Raw genomic sequence first — 16,850 nt, forward strand, 5'->3', positions numbered from 1 at the left:
CTCAGTCCGCCGCTTCGGCACGCAGATCGATGCGCCCCTCGACAATGTCACCGGCGATATCGGTGAGTCGTCGTCCGGTGGCGCGGGCGTGTCCGCGCATGATTTGGAACGCACGATCCATATCCCGGTCGCCGCGCTCGGCGAGCACACCCTTGGCCTGCTCGATGGTGATGCGCGTGTTCAGCGCGGTCGGAAACTGCGCCTGGATCGTCGCGCCCTGTGCGAGCAACACGTATTGCGCGATGCCGACGGCCGCGATATCCGCGAGGATCTGCCCGATGCGCAGATCCAGCTGTCCGAGCGCGGCGGCCGAGGTGGCAAGGATCGTGAGCGCGCCGATGCTGTCGCGGTGCAGCCGCAGTGGCACGGCATAGGCGGAGCGATACCCCGCGGCCGTTGCCGCGGGGGTGAACTCCGGCCACAGCTGCCCGTCGGCACGCAGATCGGGGACCGATGCCGCCGCACTGTTCCGATAGGCATCCAGGCTCGGTCCCTCGCGCTGTAACAAACCGTGCAGTCGCGACGACTCGTTGGTTGAGGCGAGTACTTGTAGCTCACCGCGTTGGTCGGCTAGCAACAATCCGGCATCGGTAGCGTCGGTGACTTCGGTACAGGTCTCGAGCAGCTGCTGACACAGTTCGATAACGTCGAAATCGCTCGCCAGCGAGTCGACCGCGCGCACAAGTGACCGTAATAACTGGATCGAATCCGGCAGCGGCTCGGATGATCGCTCGTGCTGCCGATCGTCGAATCGGGGCGCCATTGCAGTCTCCCGGTCGCGGTGATTGCTACTCGCCGCAATGCGGCACATTCAGCGGAGAGAACTCAGCGAAAAATAAGCCTCACCGGGCACATCATTGTGGCACGGTCAGGTCGAGCCTGTCGTCCATCGTGGCATTCGGATAGTAGTCATGTCGACCACCATCTGATGGCCGGTCGACGGAATCCGATGAGTAGCTGGATATTTCAAAGGAGCATGGTGGTGTCGAAATCGTGGTGTGTTACTTCGCTTAGCCATACTATGGAAACGTCAGCAAGTGCGGCGCGGGACTTGAGGGGACGGCCGACTTTCGCACGTACGGGGTGATTCGGGTGTCTGAAAACGAGGTGCTGGTTGCCGCGGCAGCGCGGCTAGCCGAACTGCTACCTGCGATCGGTGACACAGCGGAGATGGTGCGTCAGCTCATGAACAGTGCGATCGTCGCGCTCGATCTGGTCGGCTGCACCGTCATGCTGATGCCGGACGAGACGCTCACGCCCGACGAGCGCTCCCGGATGGCCGCCGCGGCTCCGGACGAACTGGTGGCCATGGAACTCTGTCAGCATCGCAGCGAACGCGGTCCGAGCGTGGACGCGTACCGGTCCGGCAAACCCATCGCGATCGACGATATCGGTCGACACGGCGAGCGCTGGCCGGAGTTCGCCGCCGAGGCGGTCCGGCACGGGTTGTCGTCGCTGGCCGAGATTCCGATGCGGGTCGGCGAGACCACGGTCGGTGCGCTCGGCCTGTACGGTCGGAGCCCACGGATCTGGACCGACCAGGATCTCTCGGTGGGTGGACTGTTGGCGAGCATGGCGACCGGCCATATCGTCAATTCCAACGCGCTGCGCCGTCAGCAGCGTTTGACCGCGCAGTTGCAGCATGCGCTGGATTCGCGGATCGTCATCGAACAGGCCAAGGGTGTGATCGCCAATGCCAGGCGGACCACGCCGGAGGTCGCGTTCGAGCTGATCCGCACGCATGCTCGCAAGAATCGGATCGCGGTACATGCGGTGGCGAAAGGGATCGTCGAACTCGGCCTGCGCGTCTGAGTAAATTCATTGCTGCGCGAAAGTGCATGATCATTTGCGCGCGGCGCGGTAATGTGAAAGTTGGACTATCGGCCCCAGTCCCCGGCCGTATCCCGTTCTCCGCCAGTGCCGTCCATGCCCTCGACGGTCTGCTTCGACGCACCTTCCTACGTCGAATTCAACCTGCTTGTCGCATCACTTGTTTGTCTGGGGGCAATCGTGATCCTGCTCGTTTCATCTCGGTCCGAACACAATTCACGTCGGTCCGAACGACTTCCAACCCCTTTGCGGTCCGTTGCTCGTCCGGTTCGTAATCGGATTGATATCGAATCCGAGGGTGTCGATGCAGAATTGGTACATCGCATCGGCGACGGCGATCAAGACGCCTTCGCCCAGTTCTACCGACGCACTCGCGGTTTGGTCTATCGCCGGGTGCTGGCGATCGTCCGTGACCGTGGGTATGCCGAAGAGACCTGTCACGACGTCTACCTCGAGGTGTGGCGCTGTGCGATCGGGTTCGACGAGCGGCGCGGTTCCGTGCTCACCTGGTTGCGCATGCTGGCCCATCGCCAGGCCGTGGACCGGGTTCGGCACGAGCGCGCCACCATGGACCACAATCACTCCTGGGGCAGTCGCGACTATCAGCCCCCCACCGATGTGGTGGCCGAAGAGGCAGTGCGACACGACGAGAGGGACGCCCTGCGTCGCAGCCTCACTCATCTGACCGCACTCCAGCACGAATCCATCGCGCTCGCGTACTACTCCGGACTCAGCTATCCCGAGGTGGCGGCGCGTCTCGGGGTCGGTCTCCCCACGGTCAAATCCCGGATCCGGGCGGGACTCGAGCACTTGAAGACCGACCTGTCCGAACCGCTCAACTAGCGCCGGGCCGGACTGCCCGTGCGGATGGTGCAGGGTGCGTTGGCGCCGTCGCCGGGCAGATTCATGACCGCGATATCGGTCGGCGAGCCGGTGTCGGGCTGGTCGTGTTTCATTTGCCGAGATAAGGCTGGGCCGGAGTGGTCAGGCGTGCGGTGTCGGGGCATCCATCGAGACGGAGGTGGAGCGTCCGCGCCAGACCGACCGAGTGGTTATCCGGATCCGATTGTGTTGCTGACGATGTCGGCGATGCCGGTGCGGAATGACTTGGGGGAGAAGGTCATCGCGTGGGCTCGGATGACTGCCGGATCGTAGGCGGTGGAATCGAAGTCGTGCATGGCCTGCGCCAGGCCTGCGATGACGTGCTCGTCGCTGCCGTGTTCGATGAATTCGCCGGTGATTCCGGGGCGGACGGTATCGCGGGCGCCGCCCTGATCGACCGCGAGAACCGGTGTGCCACAGGCCATTGCCTCGACGGGGACGATCCCGAAATCCTCGACGCCCGGCATGAGCAGGGCGCGGCAGCGGCGATACATATCCAGCAGGGTCTGGAAAGGCGCGGCGCCGAGGAAGGTGGTTTCGGGACCGGCGATCGTGTCGAGTTGGGAGCGGAAGCGGCCGTCGCCGAGGACGACCAGGCGCACACCCGCGCGCCGGGCGGCGCGAATGGCCAGGTCGGGGCGCTTATAGGGGACCAGGCGGCCGGCGGCGAGGAAGAAGTCTTCGCGGGGCACGCTCGGGTCGGGGGTGAAATCGTCGACCTGCACCGGAGGGTTGATGACGGTCGAGGGCAACCGCCACCAGTCGCGGATGCGGTCGGCCACCGCGTGCGAGTTGGCGATCACATGCGTGAGATGTGGGGCGGCGCGCAGTTCGCCGCGGCGGGCCAGTCGGCCGAGGGCGGTGAGCGCGAGTTGTCCGGCGCGACCGCCAGACTCCTGTGCCCGGAATTCCGGATCCCAGGCCCAGCGGGCCGGACTGTGCACGTACACGATGGTCGGTGCGTCCGTGGCGAATGCGGCCTGGGTGGCGAAGGCGTGATGACTGATGAGGACCGCGTCGAACCGGCCACGCAAGGGCAGCTGTCGAAGGGCACTTGGCACGAACGGCAATAGCGGCGCGTGCGAGCGACGACCGGTGGCGGCGTATGCGCGGCTGAGCCAGGTGCCCTGCACCGCGGTCAGCGGTGGTCGGACGCCTGCCGGATCGACAATCGGCGCGAATACCTGTGCGTGGGGCCAGGTTTCGACGAATTCACCGACCACCGCCTCGGATCCGCCGAATTCGGTGAACCGCTCGTGCACGATCGCGATCCGCGGCGATCCGGTCCCATTGTGTGACAGGTTCATTCGGGCACCGAGTCGATACGGCGCGGCTCGGCCTTGCGTCGAAGGGCCGGAGCCACCGGGCGGCCCTCCAACAACCCGTCGACCGTGCCCTGCTCAATTGCCTTGCGGTACACGCTCGCCGCCTCACGGCACGCCGCAATCGTTCGGTCGATATCGGGTTCGGTATGTGCGGCCGAGGTGACGAAGGATTGACCCAGCACGCCTCGGTCCAGTAGTTCCTGCAGCAATAGCGTGCGGAACTCCTGAGATGGGCGGCCCTCGGGATCGCGGGTCACGAAGATCAGACAGGAGGGACGGCCCAGCACCTGCAGGTAGTCCGCGATGCCGAGATCGGCGGCGATCGCGTTGACACCGTCGGCGAGCAGTCGACCGGCATGTTCCATCCGTGCGATCGGATCGCCGGTGGTGTACTCGTGCGCGACCGCCCGAAACGCCGCCAGCGAAGCCGATTCCGCGCCATGGGTGGTGGACAGCAGGAACACCCGATCGCGGTCGGTGCGCAACCCGCCGAGCTCCATGAACTCACGCTTACCCGCCAGCGCCGAAATCGGGAAACCATTGCCCATCGCCTTGCCCCAGCACGACAGATCGGGTGTGACCTCGTAGATGGCCTGCGCCCCGCCCGACGACCACCGGAACCCGGTGATCATCTCATCGAAGATGAGCAGGGTGCGATGCCGATCGCAGAGCTCGCGCACACCTTCGAGAAATCCGGGTGCGGGTTCGTTCAGTGCGGTCGCCGCCTCCATGACAACGGCCGCGACCACGCCGGTATTCAGCACGGCCGCCAGCGACGGCAGGTCGTTGTACTGGAACTTCATGGTGCCGGCGGCGGCCTCGGTGGGTATGCCGCTGGCCATCGGGGTGGTGCCGATGAACCAGTCGTCCACGGAGAAGAACGGTTGATCGCAGACGGCGATGACGGTGCGTCCGGTCACGGCCCTGGCCAGCCGCACCGCGGCGGTGGTGGCGTCGGAGCCGTTCTTGGCGAATTTGACCATATCGGCGCCCGGCACCAGCGACAGGAAGTCCTGTGCCGCAAGCAGTTCCAGCTCCGTGGGTCGACTGAAGCTGACACCGTCGGCAATCGCCCTGGTGACGGCCTCGAGCACCGGGCGGTAGGCATGGCCGAGGGTGACCGACCGCAAGCCCATGCCGTATTCGATATAGCAATTGCCGTCGGCATCCCAGACCCGACAGCCCTCGCCGCGAACCAGAATCGGCGCCATGAACTCCGGATACTGATCCGGCCCGCGGGCATACGTGTGCGCACCGCCGGGTACCAGATCGTGCAGCCGCGCCTGGAGTTCGTTGCTGCGCGTGAAACGGTTGCGGCGGGCCGCGGGGTTGTCGGGGTTGGTATGGCCGCGGTCAACGTGGTCCATGCTGAGCTCCTGGACAGAGATGATGCACGCGCACACAGGGCCCCCGGCACGAATCGGCTTGCGCGAGATAGGTTCTCCGGATCACTGTACGTCCGGTGGGGCGCCGTGTCCGTGCAACTTCGTCACCCCTGGGCGATAGGGGTGGTAACCGCCCACAGGTCGTGATCGGCCCTACGCCCGGTGGCGCCGACGAAGCAGCGCATGCGTCCCTCGCGGACCATGCCGACGCGCGCGGCGATTTCGGCCGAATGCACATCACCGGGTTCGATGGCGGTCGCTACCCGACACAGGCCGAGCGCGGTGAACGCGTGGTCTAGCAGCAGACGGGTGGCCGCTATCCGGACCTGCTCACCACCGACGGCCGGATCTGTCCACACGAACATGCGCGCATTGCGATCGAACATATCCAGATCGAACAATCGGCATTCGCCCGCGTAATCGCCGCTCACCTCGACCGCGAGCACCAGTCCGCGTTCCGATCTCAAACCCGCACGAGCACAGAAGAATTCGCGTAGCCAGGCGATTCGTCCGTGCCGTCGCTCCCACGCGGCCGCCGGTGCGTCCGACTCCGGATCGAGTGCGGCGCGATTACGGATCCGTGCGGTCCGCCACCGGGGCCGGTCCAACAGGTGCCGACTGCGCAGCACCACTCGCGGATCGTCCGGATCGGTGAGCCGGGTCGTGGGTGGCGAGCGCAGTGGATCGAACCGGTGCAGTGCCCGGCCCGCGTAGCACCGGGCGACGCCGGCCAGCACGGTGGTCCGGTTCAGCGGCGTATCGGTGCCGGCGTCCGGTCGGGCGGGCTGCGGCGTTTCCGGATGCTGGGTCGAGTGGCTCTCGATCCAGTGCCGCGCGAAGCCGTTCGGTGGGATCGCGGTATTGGTGATCGCCCACAGTTCGTGGTCGCGCCGCGCCCCACCGACATCGAAATACCTGGTCATCATCGCTTCGCGCTGGAAACCGATCAGGGCGGCGCCGCGCGCGGTGGCGAGATTCATCGGGGAGATCGGGGCGGTAATGCGTTGCAGACCGGCGGGTCCGAAACCGAAATCCAGCACCATGGACGAAGCCAGGCCGCCGATGCCGTGCCGCGCCACCTCCGCGTCCACCCAGATCCCCATTTCGGCGGAGCCGGTTGCGGATTCGATGGAAACCAGTTCGATCTGACCTGCGAGCCTGCCATCGACCTCGATCACCGAGGACAGTCGGCGACCCGCCCGCGCCTCCGTCCGCACGCTGAGACATTCACGGACCCAGAGCTTTCCGGTATGCCGCGCGTCCCAGTCCAGCGGCGAACTCGACCAGAAGGGTTCGATATAGCGCTGATCACGTAGCCGGATCCGCCGCCATTGCGCGTAGTCGTCGACCCGCGGCGGGCGCAGCACGACCGTCGCGCCGTGCAATGTCATGGGTCCGAGCCGGATTCCGGACAACGAACTGCTGGACATGCTCACTCCCGGGGTCGTTGGCGGCCGAGCGAGGTTGTTTTCACGGCACCATCGGTGCCGACCGATAGGCGCCAGTAGCCGCCCGCCGCGTCCTTGAGCACGATCCCGCTCTCCGCGCGGTCGGAAAGCCAAGCACCGCTGGACAATACGGCCGATCGCACGGTGCCGTCGGGGGCCTGCGCCTGGTAGATATCCGCATTGCCCTGCCCTGCCCGGCCGACCATGGTGCCGCTGTACTGCGGCGCGTGCATGCCGTCGCGCCCCATGACGTGCCACTTCTCCGGAAACATGCCGGGCGCGAGATCATGGGTGGCACTGGAGATCAGGTTGACCGCGGTGCCCTCCGGACAGCCCGTCGCGTCGATGCGCAATTCGATCGGCGGCCGGTCGGAGTCCTTGTCGAATTGCACATTGGCCAGATACGGCTGCCGACAGTAGACGAGGTCGAGCCCGACCGTGCGCGCGGCGACCTTGCAGTTGATCATGCCGAACTGAGCGGGTCCGCCGTGATCGCGCTGGCCTACCGACAGCGCGGTATCAGCACCTTCGAACCAGACATTGGTCAGCCACCAGTCATTGGCCGCACCGTCGATGCTGATATGCCGATCGGTGGTGCGCGGATCCTCGTCGGAGACGAATTCCACATTGGTGAGCGATAGCCCCGCATTGTGGTTGTTGCCGGTGCCGAGCACCCCGATGTAGTTGCTGGTGAGCTTGGAGGAGGTCACATAGTTCTGGATGCAGGAGGTGACGATGCCGAAGCCGAAGTTGTTGATATCGCAGTTGACGAATGCCGTGCCACCGGTGTTGTTTTCGAGGACCACGCCGCGCTGCTGCAGGAAGCGCGGATGGTTGTCGCTGAGGTGATTGCCGCGGATCACCACTCCGTCGAAGGAGCAGCGGAATGACTCCGACAGCATCACCGCCGTCGAGCGCGGCCCGGTCAGGAAGAATCCGATGCGGGAGAACCGCACGCGGTTGCGTTTTCGCAGTGTGATGAGCGTGATGTCGGCATCGCAGGTGACCAGCGTGACATCGCCGCCGTCGCCGAGAACCGTTGCGTAGTCGGGCAGATCGGGCCAGGAGGTCACTTTGTAGTGGCCTGCGGGCAGATACAGCACGAGCGGCGCGTCTCCTACGGCTGCCGCCGACCGGATCGCCGCGGTGTCATCGGCGACACCGTCCCCGACCGCACCGAAGTCGCGGACATTGCGCGCCGCCGGTGCATCGGTGACATGCGGTGACCGGAATTCGACACCGGGGGAGTCGGAGGAGGAGCAGGCCGCCAGGGGTACCGCGGCGGCGGCACCGAGTGATGCGGCCAGCAGTCGTCGTCGATGGACAGCCTCGAAACGCCCACCCGGCTCCCGACCGCCACCCCCCATGGAATCGCTAGGCGATGCTGAATTCAATGGCGCAGCCTCCCCACCAGCCGCTGTATACCCGTGCCGAGCTTGCTGTACGCTACCGCGCCGGTGAGCAGGTTGTCCCCGAATGTGGCCAGCGCGCCACGGATTTGCGGTGCGGTGCTGGTGCCGAGTTCGACCACCGCGACGGTTTGCTCACACAGCGGGGCAAGGGCGATCGCATCGGCGGCGTGGGCGACCGGCGCGGCCTGGATCACCACATGGTCGTAATCGGTGCGGAGCTTGGCGACCACGGCCGCGAACCGGTCGGAGGCGAGCAGGTCCGAGGTGTGCTCATGCAGCTCGCCCAGCGGCAGCACCGTCACCCCGGCCTGCGGCCAGCCGGTCAGTGCGTCGGTGACGGGTAACGATCCGTGCAGGACACCGGCCAGTCCGGGCACCGCCCCGAGGACGATCTGCTGTGATCCGCCGTGACCGGAGGTGTCGGCGTCGATATAGACCACATGCCGGCCGGTATCGGCGAACGACTTGGCCAGTGCCATCGCGATTTCCGGCTCCGACCGGGCCGACAGACTCGACAGCAGCACCGTCGTCGCCTCGCCATTGCGCTGCAAACGCGTTCGCAGCCTTCGGGTTTCCTCGACCGCACCCGGACGACCGAGATCGATGATGCCGAGGATCGGCACCGGCGCGCCGGTGCGCGTCGATCCGGGAATCGGGCCGGCCAGCACCGCCTCCAGGTTATTGGAGGTGCGCAGCTTGCGGTCGGTGCGATCGCGGACGAAGGCGGCCAGTCCGCCCAGTACGAGTCCGGCCAGCGCACCGAGCGCGAGCAGCCGGGTCGACTGCGGACCGCTCGCTCCGGATGGCAGTTCGGCCCGGTCCACGACCTCGGCGCGGGCGGCGGGTGCGGCGTCCTTCTCGATGGATTCGAGTTCGGCGATCAACTGACGGAACTGTGCGACAACGGTATTGGCGATATCGCGGGCGCGCTCGGGTGAGCTGTCCTTGATCGAGATGACGATCAAGGTGGTGGCGGGCGGCGAGGCCGCGGTGATCTTGCCGCGCAGTTCGTCGACCGACATCTTCAGGCTGAGATCGTCGATGGTGCGCTTGGCGACATTGGCGCTGGTGGCCAAGTCGAGGTACGACCGCACGCGCTGCTGGGCGGCCAGTCCGCCCTGATACGAATCGTTCACCGAGGTTCCGGTCGCCATCGAGACGTAGACGCTGCTCGTGGCCACATAGTTCGTCGGTTGGCTGCGTGCGTAACCCACCGCCGCGAGTAGGCACAGCACCAGCACACCGAGAATCAGCATCCAGCGACGACGCGCGATACGCCAGTAATCGATCAATCCCATTGTTCGGAACCTCTTTTCCCGATGACGAGCAAAGGCTGGTGCGGTGGCTGCGATCGGACCTGCGGTTCCGCGCGGCGGCGATATTCCTTGACCGCCAAATAGATCAGCGTCGCGAGCACCGCGGCCTGCAGGAATTTGCCGAGCGCCTCCATGCTGCCGAGGATGCCGCGCTCGAACAGCGAGGAGGCTCCGGTCAGCGCGAGCGCGAGCACCACCATCGGGAAGTACCGGGAATACAGCGCTTTGGCCCAGGCCAGCAACAGCAAGAAGGTGAAACCGACGCTCACCACGATGCCGGTATAGCCGCCGATCACATAGCCCTCGTTGATATTTCCCTCGGCGAGTGACACCGAGACCCGTGTCATATCCACCGAGGCGCCGCGAACGTCGTCGGCCCATGCGGTACCCGACTGGAATTTCGGGGCACCGAGCAATTGGGTCGGAATCAGGCTCAGCGCGGCGTGGCGGAACTCCTCGGCGGGCGTGAGCCAGTACCCGGTGCCGTGATAGTAGGCGTCGGTTGCGGCCTCGAGGAGATCGAAGCGCCGCAGGATGCTCAGGAACGGTCGCACCGAAGGCGGATATGCCGAACTGGTCATCGCTGCTTCGGCCTTGCCGACCTCGGTGGTCTTGAACGACTGCAACCACCCGAAACCGCCGATGCCGAGCACCGCGATCGCCAGCACACCGACCATCTTGGCCTTGGTCCAGCCGAGTATCGCGAACCGGACCGCCACCGCAAGCGCGGCACCGAGGATCGGGGTCTTCGATTCGACGACCACGGTCCACACCAGTTCCCCGGCCAACAGCGCGCCGATCAACAGTGCAGTGGTCCGCGGCCGGGCCGGTCGGATGAAAATGATCAGCCCGAGCGCCGCGACGGTCGCGAGAATGCTGACGAAGGCCAGAATCGGATTGGCGCTGTCGACATCACCGGCGTGGCCGGTGGATCCGGAGGCGTAGGAGGCGCCCCGCCCCAGTAGGCCGACAACGTAGATCGTGACGAGCGCGGGCACGAAATCCGGATTTCCGGTCATCGCGGGCAGGCGGGGCACTGGATGGTGTCGCGACCAGATCGCATATCCAACAATGAGTATCGCGTATACCCACAAGCCGAAGACGACATGATGCAGCACCAGTGCGATGCCGCGGTCGTAGCCGAGTACGGCCAGTCGCGGATCGGGCACATTGTCGCCGTAGTGCGGTTCGGGTTGCACTGCGAGCAGTACCAGAGGCCGGGCGACATAGGACAGCGACCAGAATGCGGCCTGCGCGATGATGAAAACCCGTGCGACGCTCGGCACCCACGCTGCAGCGACCACCAAAGTGGCCAGGGCGCAAGCGATTGCGATGATCTCGGTATAGCCACTCATGTCCGGGCCTCGAGTGCGTCCATGATCTCACGCGCCCGATCGACGTAGCGGTGCCCGCCGTCGGCGATACGCCGATATCCGGCCTCGGCGACCGCATCCGCCTGCTCCGGATGCCGCGCGCACCAGTCCAGGATTTCGCGCAGCTCGGCCTGATCGGTGAACAGGAAACATTCGACGGTGTCACGCAAGAGTTCCGCATGCTCGTCGGTGCGTTCGCCGACGAACAGCCCGCCAGCGGCGGGCACTTCGAAGGTGCGGCAGGTGTGGGTGTCGCGGTTATCGGAGTTGAGCAGCACCAGATTCGCGGTGATATCGGCGACCACGGCCGAATAGCGCGAACCGTAGACCGGGCCGCCCACCGTGGTGCGGGTGGTGCGCAATTCCGGAACCCGCCGCCAGCCCGGACCACGCACCAGCATCCGGTCACCGTGCACGCGGGCCAGCTCGACCAGATCGGCCCGGCGATCGGGGCGGCAGACGCCGATGAAGCCGACCAGGTAGCGCGGTGTCCGTGCGCGCGCGGCCGGATAGTGCCACGCCGGATCGTAGGCGCTGCGGACGAAACCGACCGCCTTGGCACCCCGGTCGAAGAGTTCGGCCACATTGTGCCGCTTGGTGGTGACGATCAGATCCCAATCGGGTTCGTGCGCAAGGTATTCCGGACTGATGTTCTCCGGATTGGTGACATCGTCGGGGCTGTAGTGCACGTGCAGCCGCGCCGGGACGTCCAATAGCCTGCGCTGGTCGAGGTGCACGGCTTTGAACGCGAAGACCAGGTCCGGCTGGAACCGCGCTGCGGCACGGTCGATTTCGCCGTGCAGGTCGGTGACGGTCCACGGCGCGCGCCGCCGCGCGAACTTGGCATAGACCCACGGCGGCGACAGCCGCGTCGGCAGGGTGACCGGGGTGGAATCGATGACCACCACCTCGTGGCCCGCCTGCCGGAAGCCGTCCGCGAGCGAGCGCGCATTGCTGCCGACCCAGTCGTCCCCGATGAACAAGATCTTCACGCGGTGCCCTCCTCGCGCATCAAGACCACGGCGGGACTCGGGGCGACGGGTACCGTGCGTTCGCGCACGATCAATGTGCGGACCCGCGCGAGATACCAGATAGCCGTACTGAATTCGACGAGCACACTGCCATAGACGAGCGTCCATACCGAATGAGTCCGAAAGGCAATGAACAGTGCGACGCCTGCGACACAGGTGCCGAGCATCGCACCGATGAGCACACCGGTGGTGTCCTGTCGCACCGGCAGCAGCGCCGTGGTGACGAACGAGGTGATCGTGGTTGCGGGCAGCATGAAGATCTCGACCCGCAACAGCCCTACGGCTCCGGTGAATTCGTCACCGAAGACCAGTCGGATCAACAGCGGCGCGGCCAGCCAGACGGCCACGGCCGCGACGGTGGCGACACAGATGCAGGCCGCCAACGCCAGCAGGGCATCCCGCCAGAATCGGTGATCGGTACTGCGCCTCGCCATGCGGGGCAGCAGCGCGAATCCGATGGGATCCAAAGTGGATTGGATTGCGCGCACGAGCCGGTCGCCCGCCGAGTAGAGACCGAGCGAAACCGTATCGAGCACCGCCGAATACACCGCGGCCGCGCCCTGACCGTAGGTGGTCACCAGGACTCGTGATGTGAGGACAGGTGCGCCCGTGCGCAATACGCTCTTGATTTGCCGAGGCCGCGCGGGTAGTCCGAAGGTGCGCAGCGAATCCCACCAGGTCAGCGCAACGGTGGGTACGGATGACATCAGCAGGCATAGCAGCGCGAGCTGCGCGCTCGGCATCCGGGGAAGTAGCCCGACGAGCAGTATCAGATAGCCGATCCGGCCGACCGCTTGATAGGCGGTCGACGCTCCGAATCGGCCCTGTCCGATCAGTAGCCAATCCTCCGAGACCGACCAGAATCCGCCCGCGAACAGGCCCAACAGGATCATGTCCACCTGCACCGGCGCACTTGCCGCCAGACTCAGCAATAGGGCGACACCGATGACGCCGAGGGTGGTCGCGCGGATCACCAGATAATCGCCACGCAACTGATTGATCGTCCGCAGCCGCGCGCTCTCGCCATCGCGTTCGCGCGAATCGTGCACCCGCGCGGCCAGAAATGAGGTGATGCCGAGATCCACCAGCAGGGAACCGATGAAATACGACGACATACCGATTGCCAACAGGCCCAGGCCGTGTGCGCCGAGCACCCGCGCGATCAGCGGAACCGTGACGATCGTGATGACGTACTGCCCGTACTTGCCGAAGGTGACGTAGCCGATATCCCGCAGTACCCCGCCGAGGCCGTGTGATCGGTGCAGGCCGCCGCCGGGCGCGCCGCGTTCGTCCTTGCGATGGGCTCCGCCGGTGGCGATCGGTGTCGGTGGTTCGGTGGGCTGGCCTGCGGCATGTTTGTGTTCAGACATGCGGAGTCCGTTCTCGCGGATTCTGCTGGCCCGCCGCGAGAGCGGCGGTAGCGGCCGGATCGGCACAGTCGGCCGCAGGGCGCCCGTCGAGGGTCGCAGTGGGCGACGGGCGGGCCCACACAGGGCCTCGCGAGCGCCGCCGATTGGATACCGCGCCGTTGCGTTGGGTTATGGAATTGAGGAAGGCGGCGACGGTGCGTGCCGAAGCCTCGATGTCGAAATCCTTGGCGCGGGTACGGGCCGCCGTGGCCAGGCGGGTGCGCAGCGCCGGATCGGCGATGAGGGTATCGAGTGCGGTGGTGAGTTGTCGCTGATCGCCGCCTTCTACAAGCAATCCGTTTACACCGGGTTCGACGATCTCGGCAGGGCCGCCCGGTCCGGAAGCGATCACCGCGCAGCCCGCGTGCATACCCTCGACCACGACCTGTCCGAATGGTTCGGGAAGTACAGAGGAGTGCACCAGGATGTCGGCGTCGCGCAGATAGGCTCCGGGGTCGTCGACGTGTCCGGTGAAGGTGACCGGAAGACCGAATTCCTGTGCCATGCGCATCAATTCGGCCTGGTAGGGCTCCTCGTCGAAGAAGGTGCCGCCGACCAGAAAGATCTGTCGCGGTTGCATTTTCATCGCCGCGATGGCGCGCAGCAGCACATCCTGGCCCTTCCACGGCGTCAGCCTGCCGACGGCGACGAGGACCGCTTCGGTGGGTGCACGCTGTGCGGCGCGCTCGATGTCGCCTGCGAGTTCCACACCCGGATAGGCCACCACCGCCGGACGGTGGCCGATCCGCAAGGTGCGCAAGGTGGTTCGGCTATTGGCAAGATAACCGTGTGCCACGAGTCGGCCCAGCCGCTGGATCACCACCGTCGGCAGTCGGCCGAAATAATCGACCGAGATCCGATCGTGCACCTGCCACACCAACGGAATTCCCGCTCGTCGCGTCGCGACCGCACCCATCACCAAAGCCTTGGTGCTCTCGGCGATAAGCACATCGGCACCGAGTTCGCGCGCGGCCGCACCGAGCGTCCAGCCCAATCGCAGCAGGGCGATGAATCCGGCGACCAGCCGCACCGGCCCGGACCCGATGGTCATGGCGCGGCTGTCGAAAGCACCACGCACTACGCGGGTCTCGACCCCGCGCGCCCGCATGCGTTCGACCATCGGGCCGTCCTCCGTATAGATCTGAGCGACATCGATGAGCCCCGACTCGCGCAGCGCGGCAAGCAACCGCAACGTCGCCAGTTCCGCGCCCGACGGCGCCGCGGTATGCGCGAGAAAGAGGGCCTTGGTCGTCCTCGATGGGGTCATCGCCTTAATTCCTGATACATCGTGAGATGACGCTCCGCTGTGACATGCCACGAGAAAGTTTCCGCGTGCGCGCGACATTGTTCGGGCGTCGGTAGTTTGCCGTTCAGTGCGTCCACGATCCGCGCGCCCAGTGCCTCGGCCTCGCGAACGGGCACGATCAGCGAAGGATCCAGTCCGCGTACCGAATCCGGTAGGCCACCGCAGTCGGTGACGATCGGGGCACGACCCGCGGCGAGGGATTCCAGGGCAATCAGCCCGAATCCCTCCAGCGCCGTGGTCGGGACAACGGTGAGTGCGGCCCGTGCATAGAGTTCGGTGAGTTGTCGGTCGTCGACACTGCCCGCGAAGGCGATCGAATCGTCCAGCCCGGCACTGGCGGCCTGGGCGCGCAATTCGCCCTCGGCGGTACCGGTTCCGACGAGGACGAGTCGAGCGTCCGGATGTTCGGCGACCACGCCCGGCCAGCAACGCAGTAGCGTGTCGATGCCCATCCGACGTTCGAGTCTGCGCACACACAGCACGGTTCGGTCGGTACCGGTCGGTATCGGTGAGGCTCGGAATCGGGTCAGATCTACCCCTGGCGGGATGACCCGGATCCGGTCGGCCGGGACCCGATAGTCGTCGCTGAGCACTTCACGAAAGTGATCGGACAGCACCACGAATCGGTCCGCACCCGCATAGCGGATCCGCTCGAGTAGATACTTCGCCCGTACACCGATCTCGCTTTGTCCGGTGAGGCGGCTCTCGGCGGCCCACGGTCCATGGAAGTGCACGACCAGCGGCACCCGGCCGCTCCGCGCGAAGGCCGCCGGACCATACAGCGCGAAGTGCCGATCGAGGATGTCCGCACGGCCCATTTCGGCTCGCTCCAGAAAAGCGGAGCGGGCTCGGGCGATGGTCGGACCGCCGGTTCGTCCCCACGACAGCGCGCCGGGCGGATCATCGGCACCGACCGCGCCGAACGCCGAGGCCGAAACCTGTACGCCCGGTTGCCGTGTGAGTGCGTGGAATAGTTCGGTGAAATAACGATTGAGCCCGCCTGGTGCTGCCGAGAACCATTCGGAACCCGTCATATGCACCCGCAATGTCCCGGTCGCAGTCATCGCGGCCCCCTACTTGTGGCGATGATGGGACGAGCCCGCTATCTGAACTCGCTTCCCGCGCAACAGTCTAGGGGAGTTCGATGGTTCCGACGGGTCGAGATCAACTTTCGACCAGGGCGGATGACCAGTCCGCTCTGGGTCCGCCGCCCCTTTCGAGCGACCTGCAAGCAGTCGCTAGCCGAGATCGAACAGATTGGGCTGACCGGCTCTATAACGAGCGGCATCCGTTTGACGGAACGGCTCGAAAGCGGGAATCGAAGCGCGAGTGAATAGTTGGGCGCGGGTGGCGGGGGAGCCGGACGCGTCCAGGAGTGCGTTCACCGCGGTGCGCCCCGCCTCGTTCGCGCCCTCCATGGTCGCCAGATCGAAGTTGGTCCGCACGTAGTCGGCGGCCAGGAACAGATTCGGGATCTGTGTGTGCGCGGTCGGTCGATCGGCCCACGATCCGATCGTATTCACAAGCAGCGGTTCATCATTCCCATTCTGTCCATCCGTCCACTCGATACCGGGATCGAGCATCCACTCGCGGACGATGCCGTCCGGCAACTGGATTCGGCCGTCGTCGTTGAGCGCGGCAGTCATTTGTGCCCAGGTCTCCTGGTATATCTCGTCGCGGGTGCACTCCTTGGCGGTTTTGCCGAACAGAATGCCCGGGGTATCCCAGTCGGCGATATCGATGGTGAGGCCGTCGACGATCGATCCGTCACCGTATTTCGCGGCGTAGTCGACATTCCAGAATGCCCGCTGGGTATAGGAGGTCAGCCGCCACGGTGCGTCGAGATAGATGTTGTATCCCTTACCGAGGTCCAGCTTTTCGGTGACGAACATCTGCATGCCGTTCATCCAGTCGACGGTCAGCGCATCCATTCGGCCGAGTGCTGGATCCAACTCGCGGATTTCCGGTGACCACAGCCGACGGGCCCGATCGGTCGGTACCGCGCAGACATACCAATCCGCGTCGAACACCTCGGTGCCGCCAGTCGGGCGCCGAACTGCGCGCGCCGCCGATGCGGCCGTCGGCCACCACGAATTCCTCGAGCGCGTGGCCGGGCCGGAATTGCACACCCAT

General features: G+C 65.7%; 13 protein-coding genes and 1 pseudogene. 2 read left to right on the top strand and 12 right to left on the bottom strand.

All coding sequences use genetic code 11. From position 1 onward, the window contains the following. Position 1: 1 nt before the first annotated feature. On the bottom strand, positions 2-763 hold the full coding sequence (locus tag ON44_RS44760; RefSeq protein WP_169338172.1) for a GAF and ANTAR domain-containing protein: 762 nt from the start codon (positions 761-763) through the stop codon (positions 2-4). A gap of 329 nt (positions 764-1,092) precedes the next feature. On the opposite strand from ON44_RS44760, the gene ON44_RS44765 reads away from it, so the two are divergent. Continuing rightward, positions 1,093-1,812: a GAF and ANTAR domain-containing protein gene (locus tag ON44_RS44765; protein WP_040701499.1), complete on the top strand. Its 720-nt coding sequence runs from the start codon at positions 1,093-1,095 to the stop codon at positions 1,810-1,812. 330 nt (positions 1,813-2,142) lie between these two features. Further along, positions 2,143-2,673 (top strand): sigma-70 family RNA polymerase sigma factor, encoded by a 531-nt coding sequence (locus ON44_RS44770; RefSeq protein WP_245567568.1) that lies wholly within the window; start codon positions 2,143-2,145, stop codon positions 2,671-2,673. Positions 2,674-2,882: 209 nt separating this feature from the next. Here ON44_RS44770 and ON44_RS44775 read toward each other — a convergent pair whose 3' ends face one another. From ON44_RS44775 to ON44_RS44825, 11 genes and pseudogenes are all read right to left on the bottom strand, one after another. Continuing rightward, entirely contained in the window at positions 2,883-4,019 is a 1,137-nt protein-coding gene (locus ON44_RS44775; protein WP_040701463.1) for a glycosyltransferase, read from the bottom strand. Continuing rightward, the gene (locus tag ON44_RS44780) at positions 4,016-5,404 is read right to left on the bottom strand and encodes a glutamate-1-semialdehyde 2,1-aminomutase (protein ID WP_040701503.1); all 1,389 of its coding nucleotides are present in this window, start codon (positions 5,402-5,404) and stop codon (positions 4,016-4,018) included. The genes ON44_RS44775 and ON44_RS44780 overlap by 4 nt, the downstream gene beginning before the upstream one ends. A 122-nt stretch (positions 5,405-5,526) precedes the next feature. Beyond that, positions 5,527-6,852 (bottom strand): GNAT family N-acetyltransferase, encoded by a 1,326-nt coding sequence (locus ON44_RS47620; protein WP_051183394.1) that lies wholly within the window; start codon positions 6,850-6,852, stop codon positions 5,527-5,529. A gap of 2 nt (positions 6,853-6,854) precedes the next feature. After that, complete coding sequence (locus tag ON44_RS44790; protein ID WP_051183395.1) at positions 6,855-8,237, bottom strand: glycosyl hydrolase family 28-related protein; 1,383 nt, start codon at positions 8,235-8,237, stop codon at positions 6,855-6,857. Positions 8,238-8,260: 23 nt separating this feature from the next. After that, positions 8,261-9,580 (bottom strand): Wzz/FepE/Etk N-terminal domain-containing protein, encoded by a 1,320-nt coding sequence (locus ON44_RS44795; RefSeq protein ID WP_040701466.1) that lies wholly within the window; start codon positions 9,578-9,580, stop codon positions 8,261-8,263. Then, positions 9,571-10,953, bottom strand: coding sequence for a hypothetical protein (locus ON44_RS44800; protein WP_040701468.1), 1,383 nt, complete (start codon positions 10,951-10,953; stop codon positions 9,571-9,573). The genes ON44_RS44795 and ON44_RS44800 overlap by 10 nt, the downstream gene beginning before the upstream one ends. Then, positions 10,950-11,963, bottom strand: coding sequence for a CgeB family protein (locus tag ON44_RS44805; RefSeq protein ID WP_040701470.1), 1,014 nt, complete (start codon positions 11,961-11,963; stop codon positions 10,950-10,952). The genes ON44_RS44800 and ON44_RS44805 overlap by 4 nt, the downstream gene beginning before the upstream one ends. Continuing rightward, the gene (locus tag ON44_RS44810) at positions 11,960-13,372 is read right to left on the bottom strand and encodes a lipopolysaccharide biosynthesis protein (RefSeq protein ID WP_083898571.1); all 1,413 of its coding nucleotides are present in this window, start codon (positions 13,370-13,372) and stop codon (positions 11,960-11,962) included. The genes ON44_RS44805 and ON44_RS44810 overlap by 4 nt, the downstream gene beginning before the upstream one ends. A 133-nt stretch (positions 13,373-13,505) precedes the next feature. Then, a pseudogene (locus tag ON44_RS44815) lies at positions 13,506-14,678 on the bottom strand (glycosyltransferase family 4 protein); the annotation flags it as partial. Next, positions 14,675-15,751, bottom strand: coding sequence for a glycosyltransferase family 4 protein (locus ON44_RS44820; RefSeq protein ID WP_040701512.1), 1,077 nt, complete (start codon positions 15,749-15,751; stop codon positions 14,675-14,677). The pseudogene ON44_RS44815 and the gene ON44_RS44820, both read right to left, overlap by 4 nt. Before the next feature lie 204 nt (positions 15,752-15,955). Then, positions 15,956-16,850, bottom strand: an 895-nt coding sequence (locus ON44_RS44825) for an FAD-dependent oxidoreductase (protein ID WP_218007780.1), incomplete at its 5' end; no start/stop codon positions are given.

Origin of the sequence: Nocardia vinacea NBRC 16497 (assembly GCF_000308835.1) — a bacterium.
Lineage (GTDB): Bacteria > Actinomycetota > Actinomycetes > Mycobacteriales > Mycobacteriaceae > Nocardia > Nocardia vinacea.

Excerpts from the sequence above, each read along its gene's own strand:
- ON44_RS44810 (WP_083898571.1), bottom strand. The coding sequence starts at position 13,372 with ATGTCTGAACACAAACATGCCGCAGGCCAGCCCACCGAACCACCGACA.
- ON44_RS44795 (WP_040701466.1), bottom strand. The coding sequence starts at position 9,580 with ATGGGATTGATCGATTACTGGCGTATCGCGCGTCGTCGCTGGATGCTG.
- ON44_RS44800 (WP_040701468.1), bottom strand. The coding sequence starts at position 10,953 with ATGAGTGGCTATACCGAGATCATCGCAATCGCTTGCGCCCTGGCCACT.
- ON44_RS44760 (WP_169338172.1), bottom strand. The coding sequence starts at position 763 with ATGGCGCCCCGATTCGACGATCGGCAGCACGAGCGATCATCCGAGCCG.
- ON44_RS47620 (WP_051183394.1), bottom strand. The coding sequence starts at position 6,852 with ATGTCCAGCAGTTCGTTGTCCGGAATCCGGCTCGGACCCATGACATTG.
- ON44_RS44780 (WP_040701503.1), bottom strand. The coding sequence starts at position 5,404 with ATGGACCACGTTGACCGCGGCCATACCAACCCCGACAACCCCGCGGCC.
- ON44_RS44790 (WP_051183395.1), bottom strand. The coding sequence starts at position 8,237 with ATGGGGGGTGGCGGTCGGGAGCCGGGTGGGCGTTTCGAGGCTGTCCAT.
- ON44_RS44775 (WP_040701463.1), bottom strand. The coding sequence starts at position 4,019 with ATGAACCTGTCACACAATGGGACCGGATCGCCGCGGATCGCGATCGTG.
- ON44_RS44820 (WP_040701512.1), bottom strand. The coding sequence starts at position 15,751 with ATGACGGGTTCCGAATGGTTCTCGGCAGCACCAGGCGGGCTCAATCGT.